This window comes from Paenibacillus sp. SORGH_AS_0306 (genome assembly GCF_030819345.1).
In the GTDB taxonomy this organism is placed as follows: domain Bacteria; phylum Bacillota; class Bacilli; order Paenibacillales; family Paenibacillaceae; genus Saccharibacillus; species Saccharibacillus kyungheensis.
This window is the reverse complement of record NZ_JAUTBP010000001.1, coordinates 1,646,396-1,673,062: the sequence shown is the minus strand read 5'-3', so window position 1 is coordinate 1,673,062 and position 26,667 is coordinate 1,646,396. Positions and strand designations below refer to the sequence as shown.

Genomic DNA, 26,667 nt, shown 5'->3' with positions numbered 1-26,667 from the left:
CAGTTCTTTTATTATCAACTGGAGAAAGAGGAAGAAAAAGAGTAAGATTAAATCAATCGTTTCCCCTTTTATGAATCGTAACTCAGCAACACTTAGGAGAGTAAAATATGAAACATCAAGAGCATTACATAACTATTCTATTGTCATTAGATGATCCAGCTATACATAGTACACATACGCTAACGATTGAACATTTAGCCTCTCTTTTGCACTGTACAACCCGCAATGTCAAATGGATTATACGTAAACTGCAAGAAGAAGGATATATTCACTGGCAAAGCGGTCGTGGACGTGGACATCATTCTACGCTAACGATACTCCACTCACTTGAACATGTATTAAGTCTCTATTTTGAGCAACTGCTTACTCAAGGTAAATTGCAAGAAGCTGCGCAATGGTTACAACATCCACAGTTACCCCATACTTATGTTCAACGACTTCAATATCGGCTTGAACAGCAGTTTGGACTTCATATCGAACATCACGGTTCTCAGACACTCGATGTGTTACGGATTAACCAGAGTCGTATTTTAGAGTCATTAGATCCAGCATTTGTATTTACAGCTTTTGAATCTCATTTAATCGGTCAAATGTGTAACTTATTAATAGCATATCAAGAAGAATCGCAGACGTTCGTACCTCAATTGGCTCATTATTGGGAAAGCGACGATACCGATCAATGTTGGACATTTTATTTACGTAAAGGTGTTCGATTTCATCATGGTCGAACTTTAACGGCGCAGGATGTGAAATATACATGGGAGCGTCTACGCGATCTCGATTCACCGGCTTTTTGGCAATTTACACATGTTGAATCTGTAGTCATTCATAACGATTATACGATCAGCTTTGTTCTACAACGATCTGATCCCTTTTTCTTGAACTATATTAGTTCATTGTGTATGTCGATTCTTCCGCATGATCATGATATGGCTGATAAAGGTCGACAATTGGTTGGAACAGGAGCTTTTCGCTTAACGACTGCTAGTGAAGATCATATTATATTAGATGCTTTTGATGGTTATTTTGAAGGAAGATCGTTGTTGGATCGGGTTGATATTTATTTTGTGACAGCTGATTATCAAGCAGACCGACGTTATCAGCTATTTCGTCAGAATAAAGCTACCGATTATACCGATCCAGCTCAAGTGAATTACAAAGTGATTGGATGTAACTTTATTATGTTCAATTTTTGCAAAGAAGGGATTCAGCACGATTTCACTTTTAGGCAAGTGATTCATATGTTGTTGGATCGTCCGCTATTGACAGAGCAATGTTCTGATTATTGGCTCAAGCCTGCTTACAGCTTATTTCCGTGGAAAAGTAAACAAACACATGCTCCTACATATTCATTAGAGCAAGCACGTGAATATCTGCAACAAACAGACTATCAAGGGCAACCTTTGAACCTGAATTATCTGAATCGAGCAGAAAACCATGCAGTCTGTCTATGGCTACAAGATCGTGCGCGTTCGATAGGTCTGATCATCAATCTATGCCCACGCGATTCATTTGCTTCTCAAGCAGTGATGCAAGAAGCTGATTTATTTATGGGGCAAGAAATGTTAGAAGAAAATATCGTCTGGGGATTGCTTAACTTTTTTAGTAACCGCTCGACTTATGTACGTCAATTATTAAATCCTGCTCAGTTAAAAGAGTTAGATCAATTACTGGTTCCTTTTGTAGCGGCACCGTTGCCTGATTATAGTAAGCATGTTGAAAAGATTGAGCAGTTTTTACACACTTCGTTTTTATTTATACCTGTCTATCATTCCAATCAAAAGTTATTATTTGATCCTTCTTTTCAAGGGTTATATCCTGATGCATTTGGTTGGATCGATCTGTCCAAATTATGGATCAAGCCTACACTATCGCAAAAAGACTGAACCTTATTATCAAGGCTCAGTCTTTTTGGTTTAACTATTCTATTTATATTCTATTCAATAGCACTTTATTATGGATTTAACTCGGGCGTTCTATCGTAAATTGTTGTGCAAGTCCTGCGTAATTATTGCCTGCAAGACGAGCGACAGGTTTCAATACATCTGCCCAGATATAGAAGTGCTCTGCATCAACTACTTTTTCATCAAAATGGTAACAAATAATACGTACAAGCAGTAAATCTTGTACAACTTCACCGCTATCATTACTAATCGGTACATGTTGTTCTAACACACATTCAAAACGAATCAACGCTTCTTCAAGACCAGGAACTTTTATTTTGTCACTAGGAATTGTATGAAGCGTTGTTAATTCAAGTTCGCTTTGATCGCCTGGTAGTGAAGCGGCTGTATGGTTCATCTGCTCGGTTAAGTCTTCATGCACAATATGAACCACTAACTCTTTATTTTCGATGACATTACGTGCAGTATCTTTCATTTCTCCATTTTTGCGTGCAACCGAAATAGAAAGCATCGGTGGATCAGAAGCCACGATATTAAAATAACTAAATGGAGCTAGATTAAGCACCCCTGTATTGGATTGACTGGTAACAAAAGCAATCGGTCTGGGAATTACAGAACCGGTGATTAATTTATAATTATCTATATTAGTAATAGATGTGGGATCGATCGTAATCATAATCATTCTCCTTTTTTTCTTCTATAGAATACGTATCCTTTTATACTTTAAACTAAATTACGATTTTCTTACCAAATCGAATGGAATAAGGATAGCAAAAAGCCAACCTAACTCCTCAAAATAGGAATTAAGTTGGCTTACTCCAATTAATTACATACCGTGTTTAACATTCACACGTTTGATAAACAACGCACATACCAGACCGATCGCTGCAATCACCACAGCAAAGATAAAGGCATGTTGCACCCCTACTGTAAATGCTGCTAATACATTCGACGGATCTTTCGGATTAGCGACACCACTCAAGAAGTTAGCACGACCAGCACTCAGAATACTTACAGCGAGCGCTGTACCGATAGCTCCAGCAACTTGTTGTAGTGTATTCATAATCGCTGTACCATCTGGATAGTATTCACGTGGCAACTGATTCAGACCATTGGTCTGTGCTGGCATCATAATCATTGATATACCCACCATTAATGAAGCGTGTAACCCAATAATCAGACCCACCGGAGTTGTAGAATGAATTCTAGTGAATAAGAATAATACAATCGTAGCGATAGATAAACCAATAATCACTAACCATTTCGGACCGAATTTATCAAATAAACGACCCATGACTGGTGACAAGAAACCATTCAATAGACTACCTGGCAACAATACAAGACCTGCACCCAATGCAGTCAACGCCATACCTTGTTGCAAGTACAATGGCAAGATCAACATAGACGATAAGATCATCATCATACAAATAAATACAAGAATCAGACCGATTGTAAACATCGGGAATTTGAATGCTCGCAAGTTGATCATCGGTTGCTTCATTTTCATCTGGCGGAAGCCAAATAATAATAGAGATACTGCACCCAACAACAAAGTTCCGATTACAACAGGGCTTCCCCAACCACCAGAACCTTCACCTGCACTACTGAATCCGAATACGATACCACCGAATCCAAGTGTAGATAATACAATCGAGAGAATATCGATTTTGGGCTTGGTGATCGTCGATACATTTTCTAAGAACATCACTCCAAAGATCAAAGCGATCACAAGAAACGGCAACGAAATCCAGAAAATCCAGTGCCATGTTAGATTAGCTAAAATCAGACCTGAAATTGCAGGACCAATCGCTGGTGCAAACATAATAACAAGACCGATCAAGCCCATCGCTGCTCCACGCTTCTCAATTGGGAAAATAATAAGAATCGTATTAAATAGCAATGGTAATAACAATCCAGTACCTACAGCTTGCAATACACGAGCAATTAACAAGATTTCAAAGTTAGGCGACAATGCAGCTACAATCGTACCAACAATCGAAAATGTTAAAGAAGTAATAAATAATTGTCTTGTACTGAACCATTGTAGTAATAATCCAGATACAGGAACCAGAATACCTAACACCAATAAATATCCTGTTGTTAACCATTGAATTGTTGCTTCATCTACACTAAGTAATCCCATCAAAGAACTGATCGCTACATTCAATGCAGTTTCACTGAATAAGCCGATAAATCCACTTAATAGCAATGAAATCATAATCGGTAATACTTTGTACTGTCTTCCTTCTGGCTGACCTTTGATAGCATCTGCGTTCATACTTACGTCCACGTTCCCATCCTCCTAAAACTGTCTCTATCTATTGTTTATTTTGTTAATACAGCTGTCTTCATGATAGCCGATAAGTAATCGGCGGCGATCAACATCGGTTGTTTACTTTGATTGGTTAGGGAAATAATCAAAGCACCTTCCATCATTGATATCATGAGCAATGCAGCTTCTTTGGCACGAACTTCTAAAGCACCTTCTTGTTGCAAACGTTCTGCAATCACTTCTTGCCAATCGATAAAAACATCCTGACAAGCGGATCGTAGTTTGTTACTTATACATGACGTTTCTACTGCTGCCCAGAAACTAAAAGGCAGAAAGCCAGTAAACCCGGATTTTTCAGTATCATCTGCCATATCGCGAATAAAAGCTTGAATTGCATCGCCTGTTGTTTGATGTTGTTCAAAAACAGATTTGAACTTTTCCAATACATGATGATTGGTTTTCTCAATACATACATAGGCTAATTCTTCTTTGCCATTCGGAAAATAATGATACAAAGAACCTTTAGGCGTATCACTTTCTTTGATAATCTGACTTAATCCTGTAGCATGATACCCTTGTGAAAAGAAAAGTCTCGCAGCTGTCTCTACAATCAGATCGCGTGAGTTAGACTTTTCAGCCATATGTTCACATCCTTCAAATTCATTATAACGATCGGTCTACATAATTAAAACGGTTTTCGGCAATATTGTCAAACTTTTATTTTATTCGTTTATTTGATGACGCTTTCCTTCGATTTTCCCTTATTGTTCTATAGAAAGATGTCGATAAATATCAATAATATCGTCTACAGGCATTCGCACAAGACTGCTAGAAGACGGAGCTACAAATTCTCGTATTCCTTCTATAATGGGCTCTTTTTGAAATCCCCATGATGCTTTAGCTTTTTGACTGTATTGAAGATACACTCCTTTACCGACAAAACAAGCGATTTGGGGTTGATAGGTTTTTAGCTTTTCTCGTAATTGTTGACGACCTGTTGCATATTCTTCAGGCAAAATATCTTCTGCTCCACGGGTAGGACGGGAAACGATATTTGTAAATCCATAACCTATTTCTAATAAATCATGATCTTCGTCCGGTCTATACAATCGATCCGTAAGACCAGATTCGTAAAGAATTTTCCAAAACCGGTTACGTGGATTGGCATAATGGTGCCCTACTTCTCCTGAACGTAGACTTGGATTAAAGCCGATAAATAAGATCGATAAGCCTTTTTTCAAATGATCTTGAACTTCTGACATATATAGTCCTCATTTCCTATAACATTTTTTCCTTTTTTTCGACAAAATATATACAAAATATGAGTCTATTGACCGATATATATTTTAACAGCTTCATAATTACTCATTTATCACCTTAAAAGTTGACCTGACCCTTACAATTCAAACGGTTTTCTAAAAATATATAAAAGCAAAGGAATGATTAGCATGATTAAATTAAACGAACAAGAAATTTATGCTGTCCTTCATAAACAATTAAGCAAAAATTTCCCTATACAAACATTTGACCTTCGTTACCATATTGAAGCAGACCAACGCTTAATTGATGAAAAAGGATCCGTTCACCTGACCAACAAACATTACTGGGTTAAAGTAATGGAGTGCACATACCCTACGCACTCTCGTCCTATTCTAATGAGCGAAATTATTTACTTTTTGAGACAAGAATATATGGACAGTACCATTCGTGTATATTTGCAACAAGATTCTCTTGGTATTGTCACTGCTTCAGCAGAGATTTCTTTTCAAGATGCAGTTACATTAGAGCCTGAACAATTGAAAAGCTTGATCGATATCGCTTTGATTAGCAAAGACAAAACATGGTTTGACGAATTGACAGCAATGTACTTGAACTTAACGCGTCCATTGCCAAGTCACACTTCGATCTAACAATCAAATAAGTAGTCTACCCCACAGGAGCCTTTTCCCGCCAGAAAAGACTCCTGTTTTTTATATCCAGATTAAATGGTATGATAAGAATTAAAAACGGGTAAATGATACATATCTAAAGGAGGTACATTTATGGACCCAAATCAGCCTTACCATCCGCCCGGCAATCAGAATCCTCCCCCATTTGCTCCTTACCCACCACAATATCCGATGACTAATAACGGAAAAGCAATTGCAGCACTTGTTTTAGGTATTTCTTCTTTAGCTGCTTTGTTGATGTTACCTGGTATCGGAATTGTTATTGGTATATTAGGAATTATTTTCGGGATTCTTGCACTTAAAGAATTAAAAACACGTAGACAAGCAGGTCAAGGAATGGCAATAGCCGGATTAATCTGCGGTGCTTTAGGCACACTCATTCATTTGATTATGATCGCTTTTATCGTATTTGCTTTTATTGCGGCATTTGCGTATGGAACAACTGAAGGATCGTATAGTGAAGATTCATATTATGAAGATGGTGTGGAAACAGATATCAACACCGATTCTTTTTACTAATATGTAACATGAAGCCAAAAGCATGAAAAAACCGGTGCAGATACGCATCGGTTTTTTTGTTGATCTATTCGTTCTTTTGATCGTAGCGTTACATATAAGACAATATTTAAGAAGCATCACTATAAAATCGGACTTGAATATTTGAAGGATCTGTCAACCATAATTGCCCTTCTGTTTCTTCTACAGGGATACCGGCTGCTCTAGCACGATCTGCAACTTCTTGAATAGAAGCCTGATCTGGCATTTTCAATGTGTAATAACTGATACCGGCGGCATTTGACGGAGCGATAGGAGCGCCAACACCTGCCCATACATTGAGTCCTAAATGATGATGATAACCACCCGCAGAGATAAACAACACACTGCGATCGTCAGTAAGCATAATTTCAAATCCTAATATATCCACATAAAATTGACGAGCCGCTGCTAAAGTAGGCACATGGAAATGAACATGTCCGATTATTGTACCTGCGGGTAACCCTGTCCATTCTTTGCCTTCAGCCAGTGCTAATAACCCATCTACATCAACAGGATCGGTTCCCATAATATATTGCCCGCGTTCGTCTTTTTGCCATGTTGAACGAGGACGATCTGCATAGATTTCAATACCGTTATTATCAGGATCATTCAAATACAATGCTTCACTAACAAGATGATCACCTTGCCCGATTTGTTGGTTACGCATCGCTAAATTACGAAGCACCAATCCTAAGCTAGTCCGATCAGGTACAAGAATAGCAAAATGATATAAGCCAGCCGCAGATTGGCGTGGTAAAATCTGAGCATTTTCGATTTCTTCTAATTGAAGTAAAACAGTATGTCCATCCGCAGTTAAGTCTGCTGTAGTATCGTCTTGACGTAATATTTTAAGTCCAATAACCTCGGTGTAATAAGTTAATGAACGTTCTAATTGGCTAATACGAAGTTTGACCAGCCCGATTTGAAGTGCTGGATTAATGATAGGAGTATTCATAGGAAAGTCCCTTTCTTTTCATTAGTTATTTTATATAAGTATATTACCATTTAGAAAGTAACTATGCAAGTATAAGTTAATATAAACAGCGTATATGTAAGTGTTAATTGTAGATCGTTAATTGGGAGTGATAATAAAAAAAGTGATCTTCGAAAAGATCACTTTGGGTCGTACTTATATCCTTACATACTGATTATTTATTAACTGCACATTATTGTCTAACGATTAGTTATTCAAATCAGGTTCTGTTCCCCATACAAGATCACCTTGATAGTAAACAGCTACTTTATTCCACTCTGTTAATTCAGAAGTATCTTTGTAGGAATAATCATTTGCTTGAGAAGATCCGCTTTGATTTTTCTGGATTGTAAATGTCATTGGACCTGTTTCTCCACCTGCTCTAATGATTCCTGCTTCTGCATTAAATAGCAATTCGATATAGCTATCTGCTTGTGCATATGTTTTTTCCAGGCTAACAAAGTTAGGCTCGATATTTCGAGAACCGAAGCTTACGTTACTCGCAGAGAAATTTTTGGCAGTCAAATCTTTACCACCATTGAAATAGTAACGTACACGAATATCACTCAAGTTCACAGGTGTACCGCTAGTGTTCATAATATTAAATGTAGGTTGGATGCTGTTGCTACCTGCTGCTGTACCTGATTTGTATTGCAATACGATCGAATCTTTTACATTGCCAGACATTGGTGTAGCTATAACAGGCATCGACAATTGACTCATTTGTCCATCACCGTACACTGCATTAACAACGTAACCATAGATTTGACCATTTGTTACAGAAGTATCTGTATAGACTGCATCGGTTACACCTGTTGTCAAAACAGTCGTTTCGTTGGCTTTAAAACTGTCATACGTATTGTTTACTACATTATAACGTCTTACGTTGTAACTTTTAGCATTATCAACAGGAGCCCAAGTTAAAACGACTTGTTCAGAACCTGCACGAGCATTCACTTGAGAAGGTGCGGCTGGAGCAGAAGGAGTATCCCAGTTAATATCGTTTTTCACTACATTGCTTTCGATTGCAGCATTAACGCTAGGCGCCACAAGAAAACTTCCCGCCGTTGTTCCCAGAATAGTAGCAGCAAGTATAAGTGAAGCTTTTTTAGATTTGTTTCCCATGAATCGTATACCTCCGTATTGTTGTTTTTAGATATAATTGCTTAGTAAATTGTTTTGCGTCTCATCATGCTGTTAAGTATTCGGCTCTATTCTTCTATGTTGATATTGTAATGATTTTCTGTGCTCCTTTCTTCTTTATCATTCTGTACATTGTTAGAATATAGCGGTTACACAACCTCTAACAACAGAGCCTCGTGAATGATTATTAAACAGTAAGTATTGCGTTTAAACACATGATTCAACAAAAAGTAACATTTTTGTCATTGTACATAATTAGCGTTATCATTTCAATCGTCAAGAAAATGACAATTCCTATTGAGACTAGAGAAGTTAAAAAAAGGCATAATAGAGTAGAACAATCTTACATCGGTAGAGGAGAATATACAGTGAAATCGTTATTAACATCTCTATTTATACTCAATATACGCACTTCTATTAGCTTCACTTCCTTGCTGATTGGCTTAGCGATAATAACCGGCTGTAGCGCATCACCATCAACAACAACTTCCCCTTCATCAGATTCACCAAGTACATCTGTACATACCGAACATTCTATGTCGATGGATCATATAGGCACAACAGCTACTGCGCCAGAAGGTAGTGTCACGAAGCGCCCTGCTCAGATAACAACGCCACCGCAGACGATCACAAGCAAAATGATCAATTTAACTGCCCAAACGTCTTATTTAGAAATTGAAAAAGGTAAATATTTGCCTGTATGGACATTCAATCATTCTGTACCCGGCCCACAGATCGAAGTGACGGAAGGCGATATAGTGACGATCCGTTTAAAAAATAAACTTAATGTACCTCTTTCGCTACATGTTCATGGTGTCGTCTTACCAAATGATATGGACGGCGTGCCCGGAATGACTCAAGATGCAATTCAACCGGGAGAAAGCTTCACTTATACGTTCAAAGCGAATCATGCAGGTACGTACTGGTATCATTCTCATCAAGATAGCTTAAATCAGATTGGTAAAGGGTTATACGGCTCTTTTATTGTGAAGAAAAAGCAGGATTCTGTCTCTGCTGATCATACACTGGTACTGGACGAATGGTCAGATCCCAATACAACTGCTCCTGAAAGTGAAAGTAATACACTAGCTATCAATAGTAATCTAGGTGCTTACAATATCTATACAGTTAATGGACGAAGCAGAAAATCTATTGAACCGATTGTAGTTCATCAAGGGGATCATGTACGTTTGCGATTGATTCATGCAGGTAATATGACTCAGACATTATATATTCATTCCCCTGCTTATCGTGTCACAGCAACTGATGGACAAGATATCAATCAACCGCAGGTATTGAAAAATGGATTACTAGTTATCGCTCCTGGCGAACGGTATGATATCGAATTTACAGCAGATCAGGTGGGTCTATCGTGGATAGGTATGGTCGGAGAGTCTACATTTGCACAATCTGTTCGTATTCCTATTCTAATCGAGAAGGATAATAGTCAACCTACTGCAACTGAAATAGAGCAACAGATTACAGCACAGCAAGCACAGATGGCATCTATTCCAGATGGTAACCAAGTGGCGCTTGATCTTACAACCTATGGTCAACCAACCACAAGTGAGTTTACATTATCTTCTGCATTTGATCGTGAATATACGTTAGATTTGGATATGGGTGTAATTGATGGTAAAATGTCATATACGATTAATAAAGAAGCCTATCCTCAAGTTAGCCAGCTCAAAGTCAAAACAGGGGAAGCTGTCAAAATAACGTTGATTAATGAATCTAAAAATGAAGATCACCCTATGCATCTTCATGGTCATTCATTTGAAGTATTATCCAAAAATGGTCAAGCATTAACAGGCTCACCGATCTGGAAAGATACTATCAATGTTCGCCCCGGTGACACTTATGTCATTGCTTTTCACGCAAATAACCCGGGGATGTGGATGGTGCATTGCCATGAACTTCATCACGCATCTATGGGCATGATGACTGATGTCATCTATGAAGATTACAAAGCGCAATATCAACCTGATCCAGAAGCAGGCAATATTTCAGAGTAAGAAGTTTTTGCTATTTTTGATATTCGTTACATTAGTGTAAATAAAACCATAAGATAATTGTTTATTATAGTTATATTCTCCCCTTGTAGTAGATAGTGAGAAAATGTTCATTCCTAAATGAACCCTACACTTCAACTAGAAGGGATTTTTTATTACGCTTCAAATACAATATACAGGCAATGTATAGAATCCTATCAAATTGTGTTTTACACATACCGATGTAGTATGATAGATAAGAATGTTACACCATCCAGATATACATCCATTTACCAAGAATATCATATGTGCAAATTAGGATAAGCTAATATGCTGTACTTACAAATCATAAGTTTAATCTGTCTAAAGGTGGAGTCGACGACACAATGAGAGAATCGCTTCGAAAGCTTAAAATCTTACAATTATTCACAGCTTTATATCGCGCTAAAATTATAAGGATACTGATTCCTGTAGCTATTCTAGCCATTATTTTTGTATATGGAAGACATGAGATTCAGAATATCAATTTAGCTAAAATTATTCATGAGTTACGTATGATGCCTGTTCATATCGTTATTCAACTAATCATTGCTTCTTTTATCGCTGTATCAGCAATGAGTACTTACGATTATTTAATACGAAAGCAGTTCAAGCTTGATGTGAATTGGAAAACAACTTATCGGTATGCTTGGATCGCAAATACATTCAACAATATGATTGGATTTGCTGGTCTTACCGGTGTAGGCTTACGTACATTGCTGTATAAGAAAAGCGGCGTACCTATGAAAACGATGGGTGCTGCGGTACTTTTCTTATCTCCTATTGTATTAGTAGGATTGTCTTTGCTCGGCTGTTTGACATTAATCGGTGTGTTTCCAGTTGAACCTATTTTTCAGGAGCATCCATGGCTTCGATTAGGAGTATGGGGAGTCTCATTATATCTACCGTTCTTTTTATTAATGCAACGTTCTTCATTATTTGCGAAATGGTTCCATAAAGGAGATGGCAAGTTACCCTGGAAAGTCATTGCCGCTTCGATTGGCTCTTCTTTACTTGAATGGGCTTGTGCTGGTACATTGTTCTGGCTATTCGCTTTTTATGATCTGAATCATTTACCGTTTGCTCCGGTATTCGGTGTGTACGTTGTAGCTGCGATTGCAGGGATTATTAGTATGGCTCCTGGTGGTATCGGAGCATTTGATCTGATTGCTTTGCTTGGATTACACACATTAGGTGTTGATCCATCGCGCGCGCTAACGATTTTGTTATTATTCCGTATTTTCTATTTTGTTGTTCCGTGGTTGATCGGTTTGGTATTGGCTGCTTTTGAAATGAGTCCAAGCACTAAGCAAATGCGTGACATGCTATCGAACAGTCTGGATGCTTCGCGTAACACATGGGTTAAATTTTGGGGATGGCCTTCTCAATTTGGCTTATTAAGTGATCTAGGTGCATGGGCACTCGGCAAATTGGTTTTTGCCAGCGGCGTTATTTTGCTGTTATCTGCGGCAACTCCCGGCTTGATCGATCGTTTACGTTTTATGGAACATCTATTGTCTTTACCGATTATGCGCTTCTCTGAACAATTGTCTGTTATTATCGGGATTATGCTAATTATTGTATCGCGAGGTATTTCGCTTCGTATTCGGCGTGCATACTTGCTGACAGGCGCTTTGCTGTTAACAGGGGCTATTTTCACCTTTGCCAAAGGGTTCGATTACGAAGAAGCGATTATTCTGCTGATCGTAGCATTGGTACTATGGGTATCACGTGCTCGCTTTAATCGTGAAAGTACTAGCATTTCTATACGTAGTATCTGGATCTGGGCGTTACTTGCTTTTATTTCAGCATTATCGTATTACTTGATTGGTACACATATTCATCCTGCTATTTTGCGACATTTGCCATTACGTGCACAGCACTGGTTTTTAGACCCGCACGAATATGCAGTTACAGCGGTGATTGGATTTATCGGGGCTTTGATTTTGATAGCTTCTATCTTCACTCTTCGTCCGCATCGTTATACAGGTGTTCGTCCAGATGAAGCACAGATCGAAAAGTTCACAGATTTTATTGGTAAAGAAGACGGTAATCTGCTGACTCACCTTCTGTATCTAGGTGATAAAAACTTTTACTGGGCGCAAAATGATCAAATCTTAATTCCTTATTCTCGTGTACGTGATAAATTAATTGTACTCGGTGATCCAATTGGAAATAAAAATTTGGTCGGGGCGGCTATTCAAGAGTTCCAAAGTTATGCTGACCATTATGCTTTGACTGTAGTCTTTTATCAGGCAGCACCTGAATATCTATCCATCTATCATGAAAATGGTTATAACTTCTTTAAGCTTGGTGAAGAAGCACTTGTACCATTAGATACCTTTACACTAAGTGGTAAAAGTAACCAAAACTTGCGAACAGCTAAAAATAAATCTGATCGAGAAGGACAGACGTTCGAAGTACTGTCTCCGCCTTATCAAGCGGATCTATTAGCAGAGCTACGTCAGATTTCCAATGAGTGGTTAGGCGATCGTAAAGAAAAAGCTTATTCGTTAGGTTGGTTCAATGAAACGTATATCCAGCGTTCTCCACTGGCTCTACTTCGTAATGCAGAAGGTCAGATTTTAGCGTTTGCAACACTGGCTCCGGCTTATGACCAGAATCAAGTGATTTCCATCGATCTCATGCGTCACTTAAATGACACGCCAAATGGTACGATGGATGTATTGTTTGTGCGCTTGATCGAATGGGCAAAAGAACAAGGATATTCTTATTTCAATCTAGGCATGTCTCCACTGTCCAGTGTAGGGGAAAATCAAAATGCACATCGTGAAGAAAAATTAGCACGTCTGGTGTTCCAATATGGAGGGCACTGGTATGGATTTGAAGGATTACGCCGATACAAAGAAAAGTTCTCTCCTGAATGGCAAGCTAGATATCTAGCATATCCCGCAGGGATGGCACTTCCTATTCTTACCCTTGATCTGGTACGTTTGGTCTCACGTCGTCCTGAACAAGCAGAATCAGTATGATACATGTAGAGACACAAAAAGCTCCGAACTCACTTTACAGTGGATTCGGAGCTTTTTTATACAATCTTATAAATAACGATTAATTATTTTACAGCTTCTAATTTGGTGATAGTCATTGATTTGATTTTATCATCACCAGGGATCGCTTTTTCAGTATACTGGAAGCTTACTTTTGATTCTTCTTTCAAGTTTCCTGCTACTGTTTGAGCTGCATCACTTAATTGGAATACCATTGGTTGACCATCTACCATGATTTCAGCAGAATGTTCGTCTGCTAATCCTGTAAATGTACCTGTTGCACTTTTCGTTTCAGCGGCAGAAGAATCTGTTGTCGTGTCAGTAGCTTCGTTGTTATCGTCTGCTTCTACACTTTCTTCTGTTGTTCCCGCTGTATTATCATCTGTAGATTGGTTGTCCTCTACACTTTCAGATGAAGAATCATCTGTCGTTCCTGTAGCAGGTGGTGTCACCTCTGTAGTTGTGTTGGTTTCTGTAGTACCGGTGCTACCATTTTCAGCAGGAGCTGTTGCTGGTTGCTCCTTATTGCCACATGCTGCCAACATTAGAATGCCGACTAACAAGATTAATGCAAATGGAGTCCGTTTCAGTAGTAATTGAATATTTCGTTGCATCATAAATGCACCTCCTCAAGTAATGTAACGCATAACTGTGGCAAAAGTTGCAGACGATCACCTATTCAGCATCCAAGCGTATATAAAGATCATACCAGATTGACACGACTCCGCAAAATTTTTGTCATTTTGCAGAGATAGCTTTTGGATTCTGAACAGCTATTACTTTACCAATCTATACAAAAGGGACTACGATACTGGTCTATTATTGCGCCAGTACAGCAGTCCCTTGAAGTATTTATCTTGATGCACAGTATATTAAGGAATATACTGCTGTACGATTTGACTTACTTGTCCATCTTTTACTGTAATGTGGTATGGGAATACCGTAGGATCAAGTAGATCAGGTTTTTGGAAAATCGCATTTAGCTTTTGAATACTAACAGGCTCATTCCAATTGGTATCAATATCTTTCCATTGACCTGTATGATCATAAATTTGCATCAATACTTTTGGATTAGCTGCTACTGCGTAATTATATGTTTGTGTATCATCATTAGTAATGTAGTAACCATCAGGTGCTCCATCAATGCCACTATTCGGATTTTCTTTATTAAATTCAACATTCGCTGCTTCTCCGAGGTACCAGTTGATAGGATCAACAGTTAGCTCATAGCTGCCATTGTTGGAATTACGGTCAATTTTGTTGATAAACACAGTATAAGTTCCGTCTGCCGGCACATTAGCAGCAGGTGCATACGTATCTGCATACACGCTTTGTGTAACTGTAGCAGCATCGGCTGTGACCGTTCCTGAAGTCTGAGTCAAGCTTCCAGAAGTCAAGAGGATCAATGAAGCAGCCCCTGCACCAAAAATACCCATCATCGTTTTAAACATCGCTTCATCTCTCCTTAAAATGGTCGGTCAGCTCAATAGACCGCCAACAATAATGTGTTGGTAACTGATTAACCTTGTGTAGCCTTTATTACCCGTATTACGTACTTACAGAACCATGTAACTTTTTTCCAATTAGTGATTCTTGTATGATTTTTGTCTTGTTCAGGTTGTGAGTAAGTGGCTTACTTCTATATTCAGTATACTGCAAATATTTTATACAAAAGTTGCAATAAAGTTAAAAGTGAATAACAAAATTAATACCTTGTCCTAATACCTGCTCTAAGCGTTTGGAAGAAGTTTATTGTGAAAAGATTAGAATTGTATGATGCGGTTATATATAACGTAGTACACCACAAACAACGAGGAGGAATTCATAATGTCAGAAGAATCACATATCGTTAAAAAAGACGGAGAAATCGCAACAGGACAGGTGGAAACTACACTAAATCGTTTGAGTGATGATCAAAAAGAAGATATTTTAAGCAATTTTGAATCGTTTAAGTCTTATTTGGGCAAACGTATTCAACTCGGTGAATCTATCGGATTAGGCGAAGAAAAGTTAGCTAAAATTGCACAAAAAGTTGCTGATTATCTAGCTACTCACGAAGAACCACGTAACCGCGAAGAGAAATTGTTATATGAATTGTGGAAAGTCGGCGATGAAGACCAACGTCACAAACTAGCTCACTTGTTAGTGCGTATGGTTCAAGCAGACAAATAAAACAATTTGTCATTTATGCCTCTACCAAGATTATGTTGCTTATAAATAATAATATATATCAAAAAAATCTGCTTCTGAAGCATCAGTGTCTGATCGTAGACACGTTGACTTCAAAGCAGATTTTTTTGTTGCGATGGTTAGGCTATTTTAACGATTACGATAACTTGACTTACTACGCCATACTTTTCTTTCGATTTGTTCATAATGATAAATGCCTAACTCCATCAAGCTTTTAGCGAGTGATATTCGTGTAAATACTCTATGTACTACAACAGCAATCAAAACTCCTAATAAAGCTCCGGCAAGCACATCTGTAGGATAATGGACACCTGTCCAGACTCTAGCAATAGCGATACCTGAAGCAAGAATCAACCATATCCAACCATCGCGACGACGGAATAACCAGATCGTCATAGCAATAACAAATGCACCTAACGCATGATTACTTGGAAAAGAAGCATTGGCTTCATGATGAACTAACTGGAATACTTCATGATCGACAAAGGGTCGATCCCGGTAAAATAATTTACCTAATATCCAGCTTGTTGTAAATCCGATTAGTGCCGACAATAAAGCTTGCGTAATCATACGACGATTAGCGTGTGCGCGAGTAAACCAATAAATCAATGCTCCAATCATAAAAAACACAACAGCATATTTTGATAAAAATAACATCAATGGATTTATAAATGAAAACATGGTTGCTCCATCATTTATCCAGCGAAAAGCCTCATAGTCCACCTGTGAAACATTCAATTGCAGTTCCTCCTTTACATCCTAACCCAATATTTTAAAGCAATCATTTACTTTTATCAACTCAGTGTAAATTTAATGTAAACATAATGTAAAAAGCCACTGTATCTATATGCTAGATGTAGTGGCTTTTGGATATACATTTCTATTAGATACCGTTTACGATTCGTTGGGCTCGTATATTTCCCTGACGTATCACTTCTTGCTCATCTATAGTGATTAATTGGCGTTGTCTCATCAGTATTTGTCCATTTACGATAGTTGTATCTACATCTGCTCCATTTGCGCTATAGGCAAGTAAAGAAACAATATGATGGATAGGCTGTAAATGAGGTTGACGCAAATTAATCAAAATCATATCTGCTTTTTTGCCTACTTCTAATGTACCGGTCTCATGATCAATTGCTAATAATTTGGCACTTTCTATGGTCGCCATTTGCAATGACTGGTACGCAGGCAATACGGTTGGATCGCCATAGTCTAATTTTTGTAACCATGTGGCTGCTTTGATCTCCTGGAACATATCCAGTGTTGTAGCACTTCCTGCTCCATCTGTACCTAATCCTACCGTAATCCCCTGTTTCATCATTTCGGCAACAGGTGCAATACCACAACCCAATTTCAAATTACTCACCGGATTATGAATAACCCCTCCGCGCATTCCTTTTAAATATTGAATATCTTGTTTGGTCAGATGAACACTATGTGCTAACATCACATGCAATTGCTCAAATAATCCTAGCTCATATAAATATTGTGTCGGTGTCTGGTCATAACGTTCACGCATCGTGATTACTTCTTCTTTGGTCTCAGCAAGATGGATATGAATCGGTAACTGATACTGCTTCGCAAGTTCTATCACTTCTAGCAATGAATCCGGTGGACACGTATAGGGTGCATGCGGGCCGAACATAGTGGTGATACGTCCATCTGCTTGTCCATGCCATTCTTCTACCAGTTCTATCGCTTCCCGAATACGTGCGCCTTGATCATCATCATGAAAGACCAATCCGCGTGTTAACGAGGCTCTCATACCGACTTCCTCTACAGCTTGAGCAATCTGATTCATATGCATATACATATCGGCAAAAGTTGTTGTGCCCGAACGAATCATTTCAGCCATCGACAATTTGCTTCCCCAATAGATATCTTCTGAAGTCATTTGCGCTTCAGCAGGGAACATTTTCTTTTCTAACCAATCCATTAATTTAAGATCATCAGAAAATCCTTTTAACAAATTCATCGGTGTATGTTGATGTGCATTGATTAAACCTGGCATCGTCACCATATCAGTACCGTCAATAACCTGTACATCGTCATGATTTATCTGTTCTAGAATGATAGGATCGATCGCTTGCTGATCTTTGTGAATAATATGCTCTATTCGATCGTTATGAATCACAATATCACCGAGAAAAGGGGCTTCTTCTTTATTCATCGTCAAAATCGTAGTATTGCGAATATGGATACGCATTATTTTTTGCCTCCTGTATAGTAAGATCATAAGCTCTGTTCTTACCATACACATTGACGTAACGTTAAGGTCAACAACAAAAAATCTTATCCCAATCTGGATTAGATTAGAATAAGACTTTACTTTTTAATATCGCTGGATCTTTATTGTAAGTTGGAGATTGCTGTTTTACGATCTATAACATATCGTAACGCAAATAGCCGTAAAGCAAACAAAGATTATGATTCCAATCTAAATCCGCCGCCATCTCCTTGAGCTTCATTAAAGTCTACCGAGAAGCCAACTTCTGTTCCACTTCCCACTTGTTTGATATTCCATTGTTCAAAAGTTCTAGAATTGCTCCAACCTGATGATTCTGCTAACCATGTATACGATATCTCGGAAAAGTTTTTAAGTATATATTCACAAGTCAGCCCTGAACCATAGACTCCAATATGATATTCATTGCCTAATTCTTTGAAGGTATCAATAATCTTTTGAAAATAGTGATGAACAAACTCGCTTAGATCTGTTGGTGACGCATCAAAATCGACTGCAAAATAAATCGTAGAACCTTGCGGCTGTCCAATCGTATGTTTGGCATAATTGTAGGCAGATGTAGCATCACTTTCTCCGACTTCTTGTGAGAAATACGATACCGATGTTGGATATCCATTTTCCCAAACAGCTACAATATACAACCCTGCTTGAGTTAGCGCTTGAGCTTCGGTCTTTGTTAGATTTTTGTGGGGATTATTCTGATTGTAATATCTAGCAATAAAATGATATCCGGCTTGCTTTAGCTCTAATGCTTTTTCTTCGCATAACGACTCTGTATCAATACCTTTGTCTGTTGGACGTTCTTCAGCTGGATTCATTGAGATGTATCCCCTTTTTGATCAGATAGTGTACCAAAAACAAAAAGTACTTGTTAATATGGAGATTGTAACATTTTTCCAGTTAGAGTTACACTATTATAAATGAAGGATTTTTTAATCATGACTTCTACCTCAAAATAGTCTATGTAATAAAAAAGCAGTCCTCACCTTATGTGAAAACTGCTACAGTCTTATGACCCTATTCTATATTACTTATATAATCGATTCACCAATTTCTAACAATGGAACTTCGATCTTCACTGTATCTGGATATTTAATACCTGCTCCTGTATTCAACACGACTACTGATTCATCACGACCGATCCAGCCTTGTGAAGCCAATCGTTTAGCCGCGGCAAATGTAGCTGCACCTTCAGGGCACACAAACGCACCTTCATATTCAGCGATATGTTGTTGCTCTTCTAGCAGTTCTTGATCAGAAATAGCAATCGCCATACCGTCTGTCTCATACAATGCACGCAATACTAGAAAATCACCAAGTGCTTTGGGAACATTAATCCCAAAAGCAACAGTCGTTGATTGCTCCCAGAATTCAGAGCGTTCTTTCTTTTCTTCCCATGCTTTGACAATCGGGGCGCATCCTTCGGCTTGCACAGCAACCAATCGAGGTAATTTGCCTGCTAACCAGCCGATTTCTTTCAGTTCTTGTAACGCTTTGTAAATACCGATCAGACCTACACCGCCACCGGTTGGATACAGAATAACATCTGGCATTGCCCAGCCTAGTTGTTCTGCTATTTCTAAGCCCATCGTTTTTTTGCCTTCGATCCGATAAGGTTCTTTGAGTGTAGATGCATCGTAAATCTGATCGTGTTTTACTTTTTCTGCAACCATTTTACCGGCATCACTAATCAATCCATTGACCAAAAATAACTCTGCACCAGACAAAGACACTTCAGTGCGAGTAATAGAAGGAGCATCTTGAGGCATAACAATCGTTGCTTTGATCCCTGCGCGAGCCGCATACAGCGCCCATGCCGCCCCTGCATTACCATTCGTTGGCATCGCAAATTGCTGGACACCTAACTCTTTGGCTTTGGAAATACCTACTGCCGCTCCTCTTGCTTTGAAGCTTCCTGTTGGAATCAAACTTTCATCTTTCATATATAAATGAGTCAGTCCATAACGTTCACCTAACTTGGGCATAGGAAGCAAAGGAGTCATTCCTTCTCCTAACGTGATGACATGATCTTCATGCTGTACAGGTAATAATTCATGATAACGCCATAGATCAGGATTGCGTTCTCGAATAGCAGATCGTTTCACTTCATTACGGACACGTTCTAGATCATACCGTACTAATAGTGGTGAACCACAGGTACAAAGTTGTTGGATTTTATTTGCATCATACGTTGTATCACATACCGGACATTCCAAATGAGAAACATAACTGTACGTCATCATGGATTCCTGCTTCCTGTTATAATTTGCAAATCAATACTACAAATCATAACAGTTCTTCTCCGGCTTTGCCAATTAATCTGACATGTTAACTTGGTTATTACATATGAATAAGAACTGTATATCTTTGTCTCGATTTTAATCTGCACCCTATATCATTTAAGCTTGCAATTGCTTGAATTCACTAGGACTGATGCCGTAATATCGTTTAAATATTTTGCTGAAATGTTCAGGAGATTCATATCCTACACGTTCTGCCACTTCATATCTACGTAGATCTGTTTCTAACAATAAATTGCGACTCTCTTCCATACGTAGCTTGATCACATATTCCCATAGATTAAAGCCTGTATTTTTTTTGAACAAATAGCTTAAATAATTAGGGCTGACATGATTTTTTTTGGCTACATCATGAATAGTTAACCCTTTTTGTCCATAACACTTTTCGATATAAGCTTTGACCTGAGATACGATCAGATTATACGGATTCTTTCCTTTGTTCTCTTCTATTACTGCTGTTGGCTCACTGACTTCATGCTTTTTCCAGTACATATCTCCATAATAAAAGACATGATGATCTGGATATTGAGTATGCCACATTAATGCCCGGTGAGCTTGTATATTTAATTGATTGATAAATTCGTTTCCTTTCAAAATCTGACTGATCCCTATCACATTTGGAATATGCAAATAGTTATTAATATGGTTATGCAATAACTGCCCCAATTGATTCAATTGACGAATCTTATGATGCCATCCTTGAAGATATGATGTCTCATCCCATTGCATAATCATATTAACTTCACATTCATCTGTCTCAAAAGTAACGCTATTCCACTGATTGTGTACCAATTCGACTGCCAGATTCATTACCGCATAATTGAGCAAATAGTGATCGGCTACCGTAAGAGCGACCTGATTTGAAGTAAGCGGTTGATACTGAATTTTGATCATAGCGTAATAAGGACCATGCAATCCTAACGATTGATATACCGATTCTTCTTGAGGTATATAAGCATGTGGAGCAAATAACTGATTTAGCTTGATATGATTTTGAATCGTATGTCGTTGCATCTGAAAATGATTGCCTTGAGCCGAATGAGTATGTTCAATCGCTGGTCTAGCGATATTAACATGTAACAATACTTCTCGCACCGAATCTAGAAACGGCTCAAGCTCAAGCGGTTTGATTAAGTAATTTTTGGCACCCAGACGGATAGCTGCCTGTGCATATTCAAATGTATTATGTGTTGAAACAACTATTATTTCGATAGAAGGTTTGATTAATTTCACCTGTTGCATATCATCTATTCCATTCAAGCCTGCTACTTCAAGATCGGTAATCAGTAGATCAATATCGTATTCACGAATATAATCCAATCCCTGCGAAAATGTAGTTGCCGAAAAAATATGTTGGATATTCAGCCCGGAATGTAATAATAAAGGACTTATTGTTGCGATCATCTCTTGATCATCATCTAGCATCAGAATGTTATACAAGTATGTATCCTCCTCAGATGTAAGATCTATACACATATCCATAATATACCAGAAGTTTAAGCGCTTTAACATACTTAAAAATAAAATAATCAAAATAGGAATCATAATTGCATATAAATCCTAATATCACATCACTTATACCAACAAAAATATCAATAAAAAAAGACTAAAGCTTCTGCCTTAGTCTTTTTGTCTCTCTGCTATATGATGCTACTTATACTGTTACATTCACTGAAGCTTTTGATTCAAGCATTTTATTTTTTTCTTCGAATTTTTTATTGTGTGAAGATACATAAGCTTGACTGTAGGCTTCTGGTTCTAAGTATTTTTTAGCACTATTTACAGCGGCTGCTCCTTCGACGAATGTACCTGCAATTAAGTATAATTTATTTGTATATTCAATTAAGTCTCCAGCAGTAAAAATACCGGGTTGAGTCGTTTGACGCTTCTCATCAATAATCGGACGTCCATTTTCATTAACTTCTATTCCCCAGTGAAGTAGCGGGCTAAGATCACCGATCATTCCATGATTGACGATAACTGCATCTACAGGCAGATGACGTACTTCGCCTGTCTCTACATGGGTGATTGTAATCTCATCAATCTGAGTTCCATTATGACTTTGAACAGCTGTTAAGCCATAAGGTGTCAGTACTTCTTTACAGTTCTGCTTCATCGTTACTACACTTTTCTCGTGTCCGCCAAACTCATGACGACGATGCACTACTGTTAGACTAGCTGCAATTGGTTGTAGCGCATTTGCCCAATCTACCGCAGAATCTCCACCGCCAGAGATAACAACATGCTTGCCTGCAAAAATATTTAATTCTTGGACAGTATAATGAAGATTGGTCACTTCATAACGATCTGCACCTTCAATTTCTAATTTGCGCATCGTTGGAATACCATGTCCCATCGCCAAAATAATCGTTTTACTATAATGCTGTTCCCCTGTTGCCGCTGTAAGCAACCAATTGCCATCTTCTAGCCGCTCCACATCTGCTATTTTCTGATTGAGAACGACGGTTGGCTCAAATGTCATTGCTTGTTGAATCAAGTTTTCGATCAGTTGTGCTCCACTCAAAGGTGGAAGTCCGCCTACATCCCAAATCATTTTCTCAGGATAAATTAAGATTTTCCCACCTAATTGCGGATTGTATTCGATAATCTTGGTTTTCATATCTCTCATTCCACTATAAAAAGCACTATATAATCCTGCGGGTCCACCGCCTATAATCGTCACATCATATAACTCTAATGCAGTTGTCACAACAGTCACTCTCCTATTTGATAAGTTATTCTTTATAGTCTTAATTGATAATGATTATCATTATAGATTAGAAAATGAACGGTTTCAATACTATCTAGAAAATAGATACAATTTCAGCTTTTTATTTTTAATATGATTTTATTTGAAAATAATAAATAATTAGAATTGTGGTAGTTAGCAGAATTGTAAGCGATTAAATGTAACAACAATGGTTATATCCATTTTGCCATATCAATTATATTCAGCTATAGTCTAGTAAGTATGTAAGTATAAAGAAGTAGATTACAGATAGGATGGGTTTGTGAATGAGAGATAAAGTCGTTATCCCGTTGTGGGCAGCTGGTATTTTTCTAGTTGTTATGAACACAACGATGTTCAATGTTTCTTTACCGCGTATTCTTGCTGATTTACATATTAGCTCTTCGCTCGGTTCATGGCTAATTTCAGGATATTCGATCGTGTTTGCTTTATCGGTTGTTATTTTTAGTCGCTTATCTGACTGGTATCCTGTACGTAAATTATTAATGGTAGGCATACTGCTATTAGTTGCTTCATGTGTAATCGGATTTACCGCGAATAATTTCCCAATGGCAATGTTAGCTCGTATTTTGCAAGCTGCTGGTGCAGGGCCGATGCAAGGATTAGGGCTTGTACTTGCTACACGTTATGTGCCTAATGATCGACGAGGCAAATCGATTTCTCTTATTGCAGCAGGTGGTTCACTTGCTTTTGGTATAGGCCCTGTATTAGGTGGATTTCTAACAGATAGTCTGGGATGGAATTCGTTGTTTTTGGTCACAGGATTGATTGTTTTGCTTGTACCTGCTTATTGGAAAATGCTTCCTTCTGAAAAGGAATTCTCTTTCAAAAAAGATCAGAAGTTCGATATTGTTGGAGCAGGATTATTGGTGATTGTTATCCCATCTCTACTATTAAGTATTGGTCGCTTATCATGGGTGAACTTATTGATCGCTATTGTAGCTTTTATCGTATTGGTCTTTCATTTACGCCGATCTTCCAATCCGTTTATTTTGCCTGAACTGTTCCGTAATACCGCTTATCGTAAAATGCTCTTTATGTCATTTTGCTGCTTTGCAATTAATCTAGGTATGGTTTTTCTAATCCCATTAGTGCTTAATCAGGTATTCGGTCAATCAGCTTCATTTAGCGGATTAATGATCTTCCCGGGTGCTATATTATCAGCGATTATGACGCCTATTATCGGTCGCTGGATCGATCAGTATGGTAACTACCGGTTATCTTTTATCGGTTATATCATTATGGTGGTTACATTTGCTGGATTAATCGGATTTCTAACCTTCTCACCTTATGTATTGATGGCTGCTTATATGTTACTAGCTTCTTCGTTCTCAGCGGTAGGCGCTTCTCTACAAAATGAAGTATCTCGTATGCTTCCACGCAAGCAATTATCATCAGGTGTAGGTGTTTTCCAATTGACTCAATTTTTCGGTGGTGCTACAGCAACAGCTGTTTTCGGATTATTAATTGCTCGCAATCCGTTCGAGTCGTCTTCAGGAATTTACCGTATGAATTATGTAGTGTTGTTAACGATGACGGTATTGTCGTTAATCATGTTAATCTGGTATATGCGTAGTAAACCTGCAGAACCTGCCGATCATCATATCAAAATTTAGTTTGGTACCATTTACATTTTATACAATACGTACTGCCAATATAGCTGGATACCCAGCTTTTATTGGCAGTTTTTCTTTTTATAGTGTGTAATATCTTATTTTTTGGTATGCTGAATGTTGAACTCTATTACATAGTTAAGGTGGGAAACGGTGAATGTCTATTTTATCGCATCTTTCCTGGATTTTTATTGCGATTAATATCTTTTTCGCTCTTTTTATTGTGTTTTTGGAAAGACGCAATATTGGAGCTACATGGGCATGGCTAATGATACTGGTCTTTTTACCGGTGGTTGGGTTTATTGTCTATTTATTTTTTGGTCAGAATTTGAGTCGGGTCAAAAAATTTAGATTGCGCAAAGAATTCAGGTCGATTATTGAATCCGTTGTAGAAGATCAGCGTCAAGAATTTCATTCCAGAAGTTTCTCGTTTAATGATCCTTCAATCGGTCGTTATCATGAATTAGTGCATATGAATTTGATTAGTAATTATGCGCTGTATACGCAGGATAATGCTGTTCGTATTTTTGCAGATGGTAATGAAAAGTTTGATGCTTTATTTGAAGATATTGCTAATGCCAAGCAGTATATTCATATCCAGTATTATATTATTCAGCGGGATGAATTGGGTCGCAAATTAATTGATGCCCTTACAGCCAAAGCGCGCGAAGGTGTTACTGTACGATTGATTTATGATGCGTGGGGCAGTTCCAAAGTTAACAAAAAATTTATCCATGAATTACGTGAAGCTGGCGGTCAAGCTGCTGCCTTTTTCCCACCTAGTATTCCCAAAGTTAATTTTAAATTAAATTATCGAAATCATCGCAAATTAGTCATTATTGATGGAGATTGTGGTTATATCGGTGGCTTCAATGTGGGCGATGAATATCTAGGCAAAGTCAAACGATTCGGGTACTGGCGTGATACTCATTTACGTGTAGAAGGCTCGTCTATTTTGCAAATGCAGACTCACTTTTTGCGCGATTGGCATTTGGCACTGAATACTCCAATGTCTGAAGATTATTCACTATTTGCTGTAACCAAGCCATTTACCGGTAAGATCGGAATGCAGATTGTATCCAGCGGCCCGGATAGTAGCTTGGAGACGATTAAGTATTCGTATATCAAAATGATCTATGAAGCCAAAAAAAGTATTATGATTCAGACACCGTATTTTATACCGGATGAAAGTATGATTACTGCGCTCAAAGCGGCAATGCTTTCCGGTGTTCAAGTGCATCTAATGATCCCCAAAAAACCAGATCATCAAATGGTCTACTGGGCTTCTTACTCGTATTTGCGTGAATTGTTAGAACTGAATGTTAGTTGTTATCTGTATGAAAAAGGATTTCTGCATGCCAAAACGATGGTGATCGATGGTACGATTGCTTCGGTCGGTACCGCCAATATGGATATTCGTAGTTATAAGCTGAACTTTGAAGTGAATGCGATTGTCTATGATAGCGAAACAGCCACCAAGCTAGAAGAACTCTTTTTACAAGATATCTTGGATAGCAAAGTTCTTACACTGGCTGATTATGAGAATCGTCCACTTTATCAACGAATGCTTGAATCGTTCGCTCGTCTGCTTTCTCCGATATTATAAACAACTAAAAACTCGCTACTGCCTGAATTCTTGTTGTGAAAGAATGTTCGGGTTAAATAGCGAGTTTTTTTAATTTAATAATTTGATTTAATTCGTAGACTGATAGTTTTTCCAATCTTTAACACGCTTCTGTAAACGATCA

Annotated in this window: 22 protein-coding genes; 8 read left to right on the top strand and 14 right to left on the bottom strand. The window is 38.1% G+C overall.

Annotated features, from left to right (window positions below; translation table 11 throughout):
* Nucleotides 1-107: 107 nt before the first annotated feature.
* The gene (locus QE450_RS07490) at nt 108-1,886 is read left to right on the top strand and encodes an ABC transporter substrate-binding protein (protein ID WP_307298182.1); all 1,779 of its coding nucleotides are present in this window, start codon (nt 108-110) and stop codon (nt 1,884-1,886) included.
* Between the two features lie 76 nt (nt 1,887-1,962).
* Here QE450_RS07490 and QE450_RS07485 read toward each other — a convergent pair whose 3' ends face one another.
* From QE450_RS07485 to QE450_RS07470, 4 genes are all read right to left on the bottom strand, one after another.
* A complete protein-coding gene (locus QE450_RS07485) occupies nt 1,963-2,580 on the bottom strand; it encodes a flavin reductase family protein (RefSeq protein ID WP_273616065.1) in 618 nt (205 codons plus the stop codon).
* A gap of 150 nt (nt 2,581-2,730) precedes the next feature.
* Entirely contained in the window at nt 2,731-4,182 is a 1,452-nt protein-coding gene (locus QE450_RS07480; protein WP_273616294.1) for a DHA2 family efflux MFS transporter permease subunit, read from the bottom strand.
* 47 nt (nt 4,183-4,229) lie between these two features.
* Nucleotides 4,230-4,817, bottom strand: coding sequence for a TetR/AcrR family transcriptional regulator (locus QE450_RS07475; RefSeq protein WP_273616064.1), 588 nt, complete (start codon nt 4,815-4,817; stop codon nt 4,230-4,232).
* Nucleotides 4,818-4,937: 120 nt separating this feature from the next.
* Nucleotides 4,938-5,438 carry a mismatch-specific DNA-glycosylase gene (locus QE450_RS07470; RefSeq protein WP_301263458.1) on the bottom strand — a complete coding sequence of 167 codons (501 nt, stop codon included), beginning with the start codon at nt 5,436-5,438 and terminating at the stop codon, nt 4,938-4,940.
* A 186-nt stretch (nt 5,439-5,624) separates the two neighbouring features.
* On the opposite strand from QE450_RS07470, the gene QE450_RS07465 reads away from it, so the two are divergent.
* Both QE450_RS07465 and QE450_RS07460 read left to right on the top strand, forming a co-directional pair.
* Nucleotides 5,625-6,086 carry a hypothetical protein gene (locus tag QE450_RS07465; RefSeq protein WP_273616062.1) on the top strand — a complete coding sequence of 154 codons (462 nt, stop codon included), beginning with the start codon at nt 5,625-5,627 and terminating at the stop codon, nt 6,084-6,086.
* A gap of 132 nt (nt 6,087-6,218) precedes the next feature.
* Complete coding sequence (locus tag QE450_RS07460; protein ID WP_307298174.1) at nt 6,219-6,644, top strand: DUF4190 domain-containing protein; 426 nt, start codon at nt 6,219-6,221, stop codon at nt 6,642-6,644.
* Between the two features lie 106 nt (nt 6,645-6,750).
* On the opposite strand, the gene QE450_RS07455 is transcribed toward QE450_RS07460, so the two are convergent.
* Both QE450_RS07455 and QE450_RS07450 read right to left on the bottom strand, forming a co-directional pair.
* A complete protein-coding gene (locus QE450_RS07455; protein ID WP_273616060.1) occupies nt 6,751-7,617 on the bottom strand; it encodes a VOC family protein in 867 nt (288 codons plus the stop codon).
* Nucleotides 7,618-7,842: 225 nt separating this feature from the next.
* Nucleotides 7,843-8,760 carry a cellulose binding domain-containing protein gene (locus tag QE450_RS07450; protein WP_307298171.1) on the bottom strand — a complete coding sequence of 306 codons (918 nt, stop codon included), beginning with the start codon at nt 8,758-8,760 and terminating at the stop codon, nt 7,843-7,845.
* Nucleotides 8,761-9,146: 386 nt separating this feature from the next.
* On the opposite strand from QE450_RS07450, the gene QE450_RS07445 reads away from it, so the two are divergent.
* Nucleotides 9,147-10,793 carry a multicopper oxidase family protein gene (locus tag QE450_RS07445; RefSeq protein ID WP_307298169.1) on the top strand — a complete coding sequence of 549 codons (1,647 nt, stop codon included), beginning with the start codon at nt 9,147-9,149 and terminating at the stop codon, nt 10,791-10,793.
* A 362-nt stretch (nt 10,794-11,155) separates the two neighbouring features.
* Entirely contained in the window at nt 11,156-13,801 is a 2,646-nt protein-coding gene (gene mprF, locus QE450_RS07440; RefSeq protein WP_307298167.1) for a bifunctional lysylphosphatidylglycerol flippase/synthetase MprF, read from the top strand.
* Between the two features lie 83 nt (nt 13,802-13,884).
* On the opposite strand, the gene QE450_RS07435 is transcribed toward mprF, so the two are convergent.
* Nucleotides 13,885-14,436, bottom strand: coding sequence for a hypothetical protein (locus QE450_RS07435; RefSeq protein WP_301263453.1), 552 nt, complete (start codon nt 14,434-14,436; stop codon nt 13,885-13,887).
* Nucleotides 14,437-14,691: 255 nt separating this feature from the next.
* A complete protein-coding gene (locus QE450_RS07430; RefSeq protein WP_307298165.1) occupies nt 14,692-15,270 on the bottom strand; it encodes a hypothetical protein in 579 nt (192 codons plus the stop codon).
* 376 nt (nt 15,271-15,646) lie between these two features.
* Between QE450_RS07430 and QE450_RS07425 the strand changes: the two genes are divergently transcribed.
* Nucleotides 15,647-15,991, top strand: coding sequence for a DUF3243 domain-containing protein (locus tag QE450_RS07425; protein ID WP_204824274.1), 345 nt, complete (start codon nt 15,647-15,649; stop codon nt 15,989-15,991).
* Nucleotides 15,992-16,138: 147 nt separating this feature from the next.
* Here the strand turns inward: QE450_RS07425 and QE450_RS07420 are convergent, their stop codons facing one another.
* From QE450_RS07420 to QE450_RS07395, 6 genes are all read right to left on the bottom strand, one after another.
* Nucleotides 16,139-16,747, bottom strand: a complete 609-nt coding sequence (locus tag QE450_RS07420; RefSeq protein ID WP_307298163.1) for an undecaprenyl-diphosphatase — start codon at nt 16,745-16,747, stop codon at nt 16,139-16,141.
* A 145-nt stretch (nt 16,748-16,892) separates the two neighbouring features.
* A complete protein-coding gene (locus QE450_RS07415) occupies nt 16,893-18,218 on the bottom strand; it encodes an amidohydrolase (RefSeq protein WP_307298161.1) in 1,326 nt (441 codons plus the stop codon).
* Nucleotides 18,219-18,436: 218 nt separating this feature from the next.
* Complete coding sequence (locus QE450_RS07410; protein ID WP_273616052.1) at nt 18,437-19,075, bottom strand: DUF1906 domain-containing protein; 639 nt, start codon at nt 19,073-19,075, stop codon at nt 18,437-18,439.
* Between the two features lie 213 nt (nt 19,076-19,288).
* Nucleotides 19,289-20,497, bottom strand: a complete 1,209-nt coding sequence (locus tag QE450_RS07405) for a threonine synthase (RefSeq protein WP_307302619.1) — start codon at nt 20,495-20,497, stop codon at nt 19,289-19,291.
* 159 nt (nt 20,498-20,656) lie between these two features.
* A complete protein-coding gene (locus tag QE450_RS07400) occupies nt 20,657-21,997 on the bottom strand; it encodes a response regulator transcription factor (RefSeq protein WP_307298158.1) in 1,341 nt (446 codons plus the stop codon).
* A gap of 214 nt (nt 21,998-22,211) precedes the next feature.
* Entirely contained in the window at nt 22,212-23,267 is a 1,056-nt protein-coding gene (locus QE450_RS07395) for an NAD(P)/FAD-dependent oxidoreductase (RefSeq protein WP_273616050.1), read from the bottom strand.
* A gap of 305 nt (nt 23,268-23,572) precedes the next feature.
* Here QE450_RS07395 and QE450_RS07390 point away from each other — a divergent pair, with 305 nt between their 5' ends.
* Nucleotides 23,573-24,922 (top strand): MFS transporter, encoded by a 1,350-nt coding sequence (locus QE450_RS07390; protein ID WP_307298156.1) that lies wholly within the window; start codon nt 23,573-23,575, stop codon nt 24,920-24,922.
* 154 nt (nt 24,923-25,076) lie between these two features.
* A complete protein-coding gene (cls, locus tag QE450_RS07385; RefSeq protein WP_273616048.1) occupies nt 25,077-26,525 on the top strand; it encodes a cardiolipin synthase in 1,449 nt (482 codons plus the stop codon).
* Nucleotides 26,526-26,667: the final 142 nt, after the last annotated feature.

Bases quoted from the DNA above. Each gene is read 5' to 3' on its own strand.
- QE450_RS07390 (WP_307298156.1), top strand. From the start codon at position 23,573: ATGAGAGATAAAGTCGTTATCCCGTTGTGGGCAGCTGGTATTTTTCTA.
- QE450_RS07430 (WP_307298165.1), bottom strand. From the start codon at position 15,270: ATGTTTAAAACGATGATGGGTATTTTTGGTGCAGGGGCTGCTTCATTG.
- mprF (WP_307298167.1), top strand. From the start codon at position 11,156: ATGAGAGAATCGCTTCGAAAGCTTAAAATCTTACAATTATTCACAGCT.
- QE450_RS07410 (WP_273616052.1), bottom strand. From the start codon at position 19,075: ATGAATCCAGCTGAAGAACGTCCAACAGACAAAGGTATTGATACAGAG.
- QE450_RS07450 (WP_307298171.1), bottom strand. From the start codon at position 8,760: ATGGGAAACAAATCTAAAAAAGCTTCACTTATACTTGCTGCTACTATT.
- QE450_RS07470 (WP_301263458.1), bottom strand. From the start codon at position 5,438: ATGTCAGAAGTTCAAGATCATTTGAAAAAAGGCTTATCGATCTTATTT.
- QE450_RS07405 (WP_307302619.1), bottom strand. From the start codon at position 20,497: ATGACGTACAGTTATGTTTCTCATTTGGAATGTCCGGTATGTGATACA.
- cls (WP_273616048.1), top strand. From the start codon at position 25,077: ATGTCTATTTTATCGCATCTTTCCTGGATTTTTATTGCGATTAATATC.
- QE450_RS07455 (WP_273616060.1), bottom strand. From the start codon at position 7,617: ATGAATACTCCTATCATTAATCCAGCACTTCAAATCGGGCTGGTCAAA.
- QE450_RS07480 (WP_273616294.1), bottom strand. From the start codon at position 4,182: ATGAACGCAGATGCTATCAAAGGTCAGCCAGAAGGAAGACAGTACAAA.
- QE450_RS07460 (WP_307298174.1), top strand. From the start codon at position 6,219: ATGGACCCAAATCAGCCTTACCATCCGCCCGGCAATCAGAATCCTCCC.
- QE450_RS07475 (WP_273616064.1), bottom strand. From the start codon at position 4,817: ATGGCTGAAAAGTCTAACTCACGCGATCTGATTGTAGAGACAGCTGCG.
- QE450_RS07415 (WP_307298161.1), bottom strand. From the start codon at position 18,218: ATGCGTATCCATATTCGCAATACTACGATTTTGACGATGAATAAAGAA.
- QE450_RS07485 (WP_273616065.1), bottom strand. From the start codon at position 2,580: ATGATTACGATCGATCCCACATCTATTACTAATATAGATAATTATAAA.
- QE450_RS07425 (WP_204824274.1), top strand. From the start codon at position 15,647: ATGTCAGAAGAATCACATATCGTTAAAAAAGACGGAGAAATCGCAACA.
- QE450_RS07490 (WP_307298182.1), top strand. From the start codon at position 108: ATGAAACATCAAGAGCATTACATAACTATTCTATTGTCATTAGATGAT.
- QE450_RS07435 (WP_301263453.1), bottom strand. From the start codon at position 14,436: ATGATGCAACGAAATATTCAATTACTACTGAAACGGACTCCATTTGCA.
- QE450_RS07465 (WP_273616062.1), top strand. From the start codon at position 5,625: ATGATTAAATTAAACGAACAAGAAATTTATGCTGTCCTTCATAAACAA.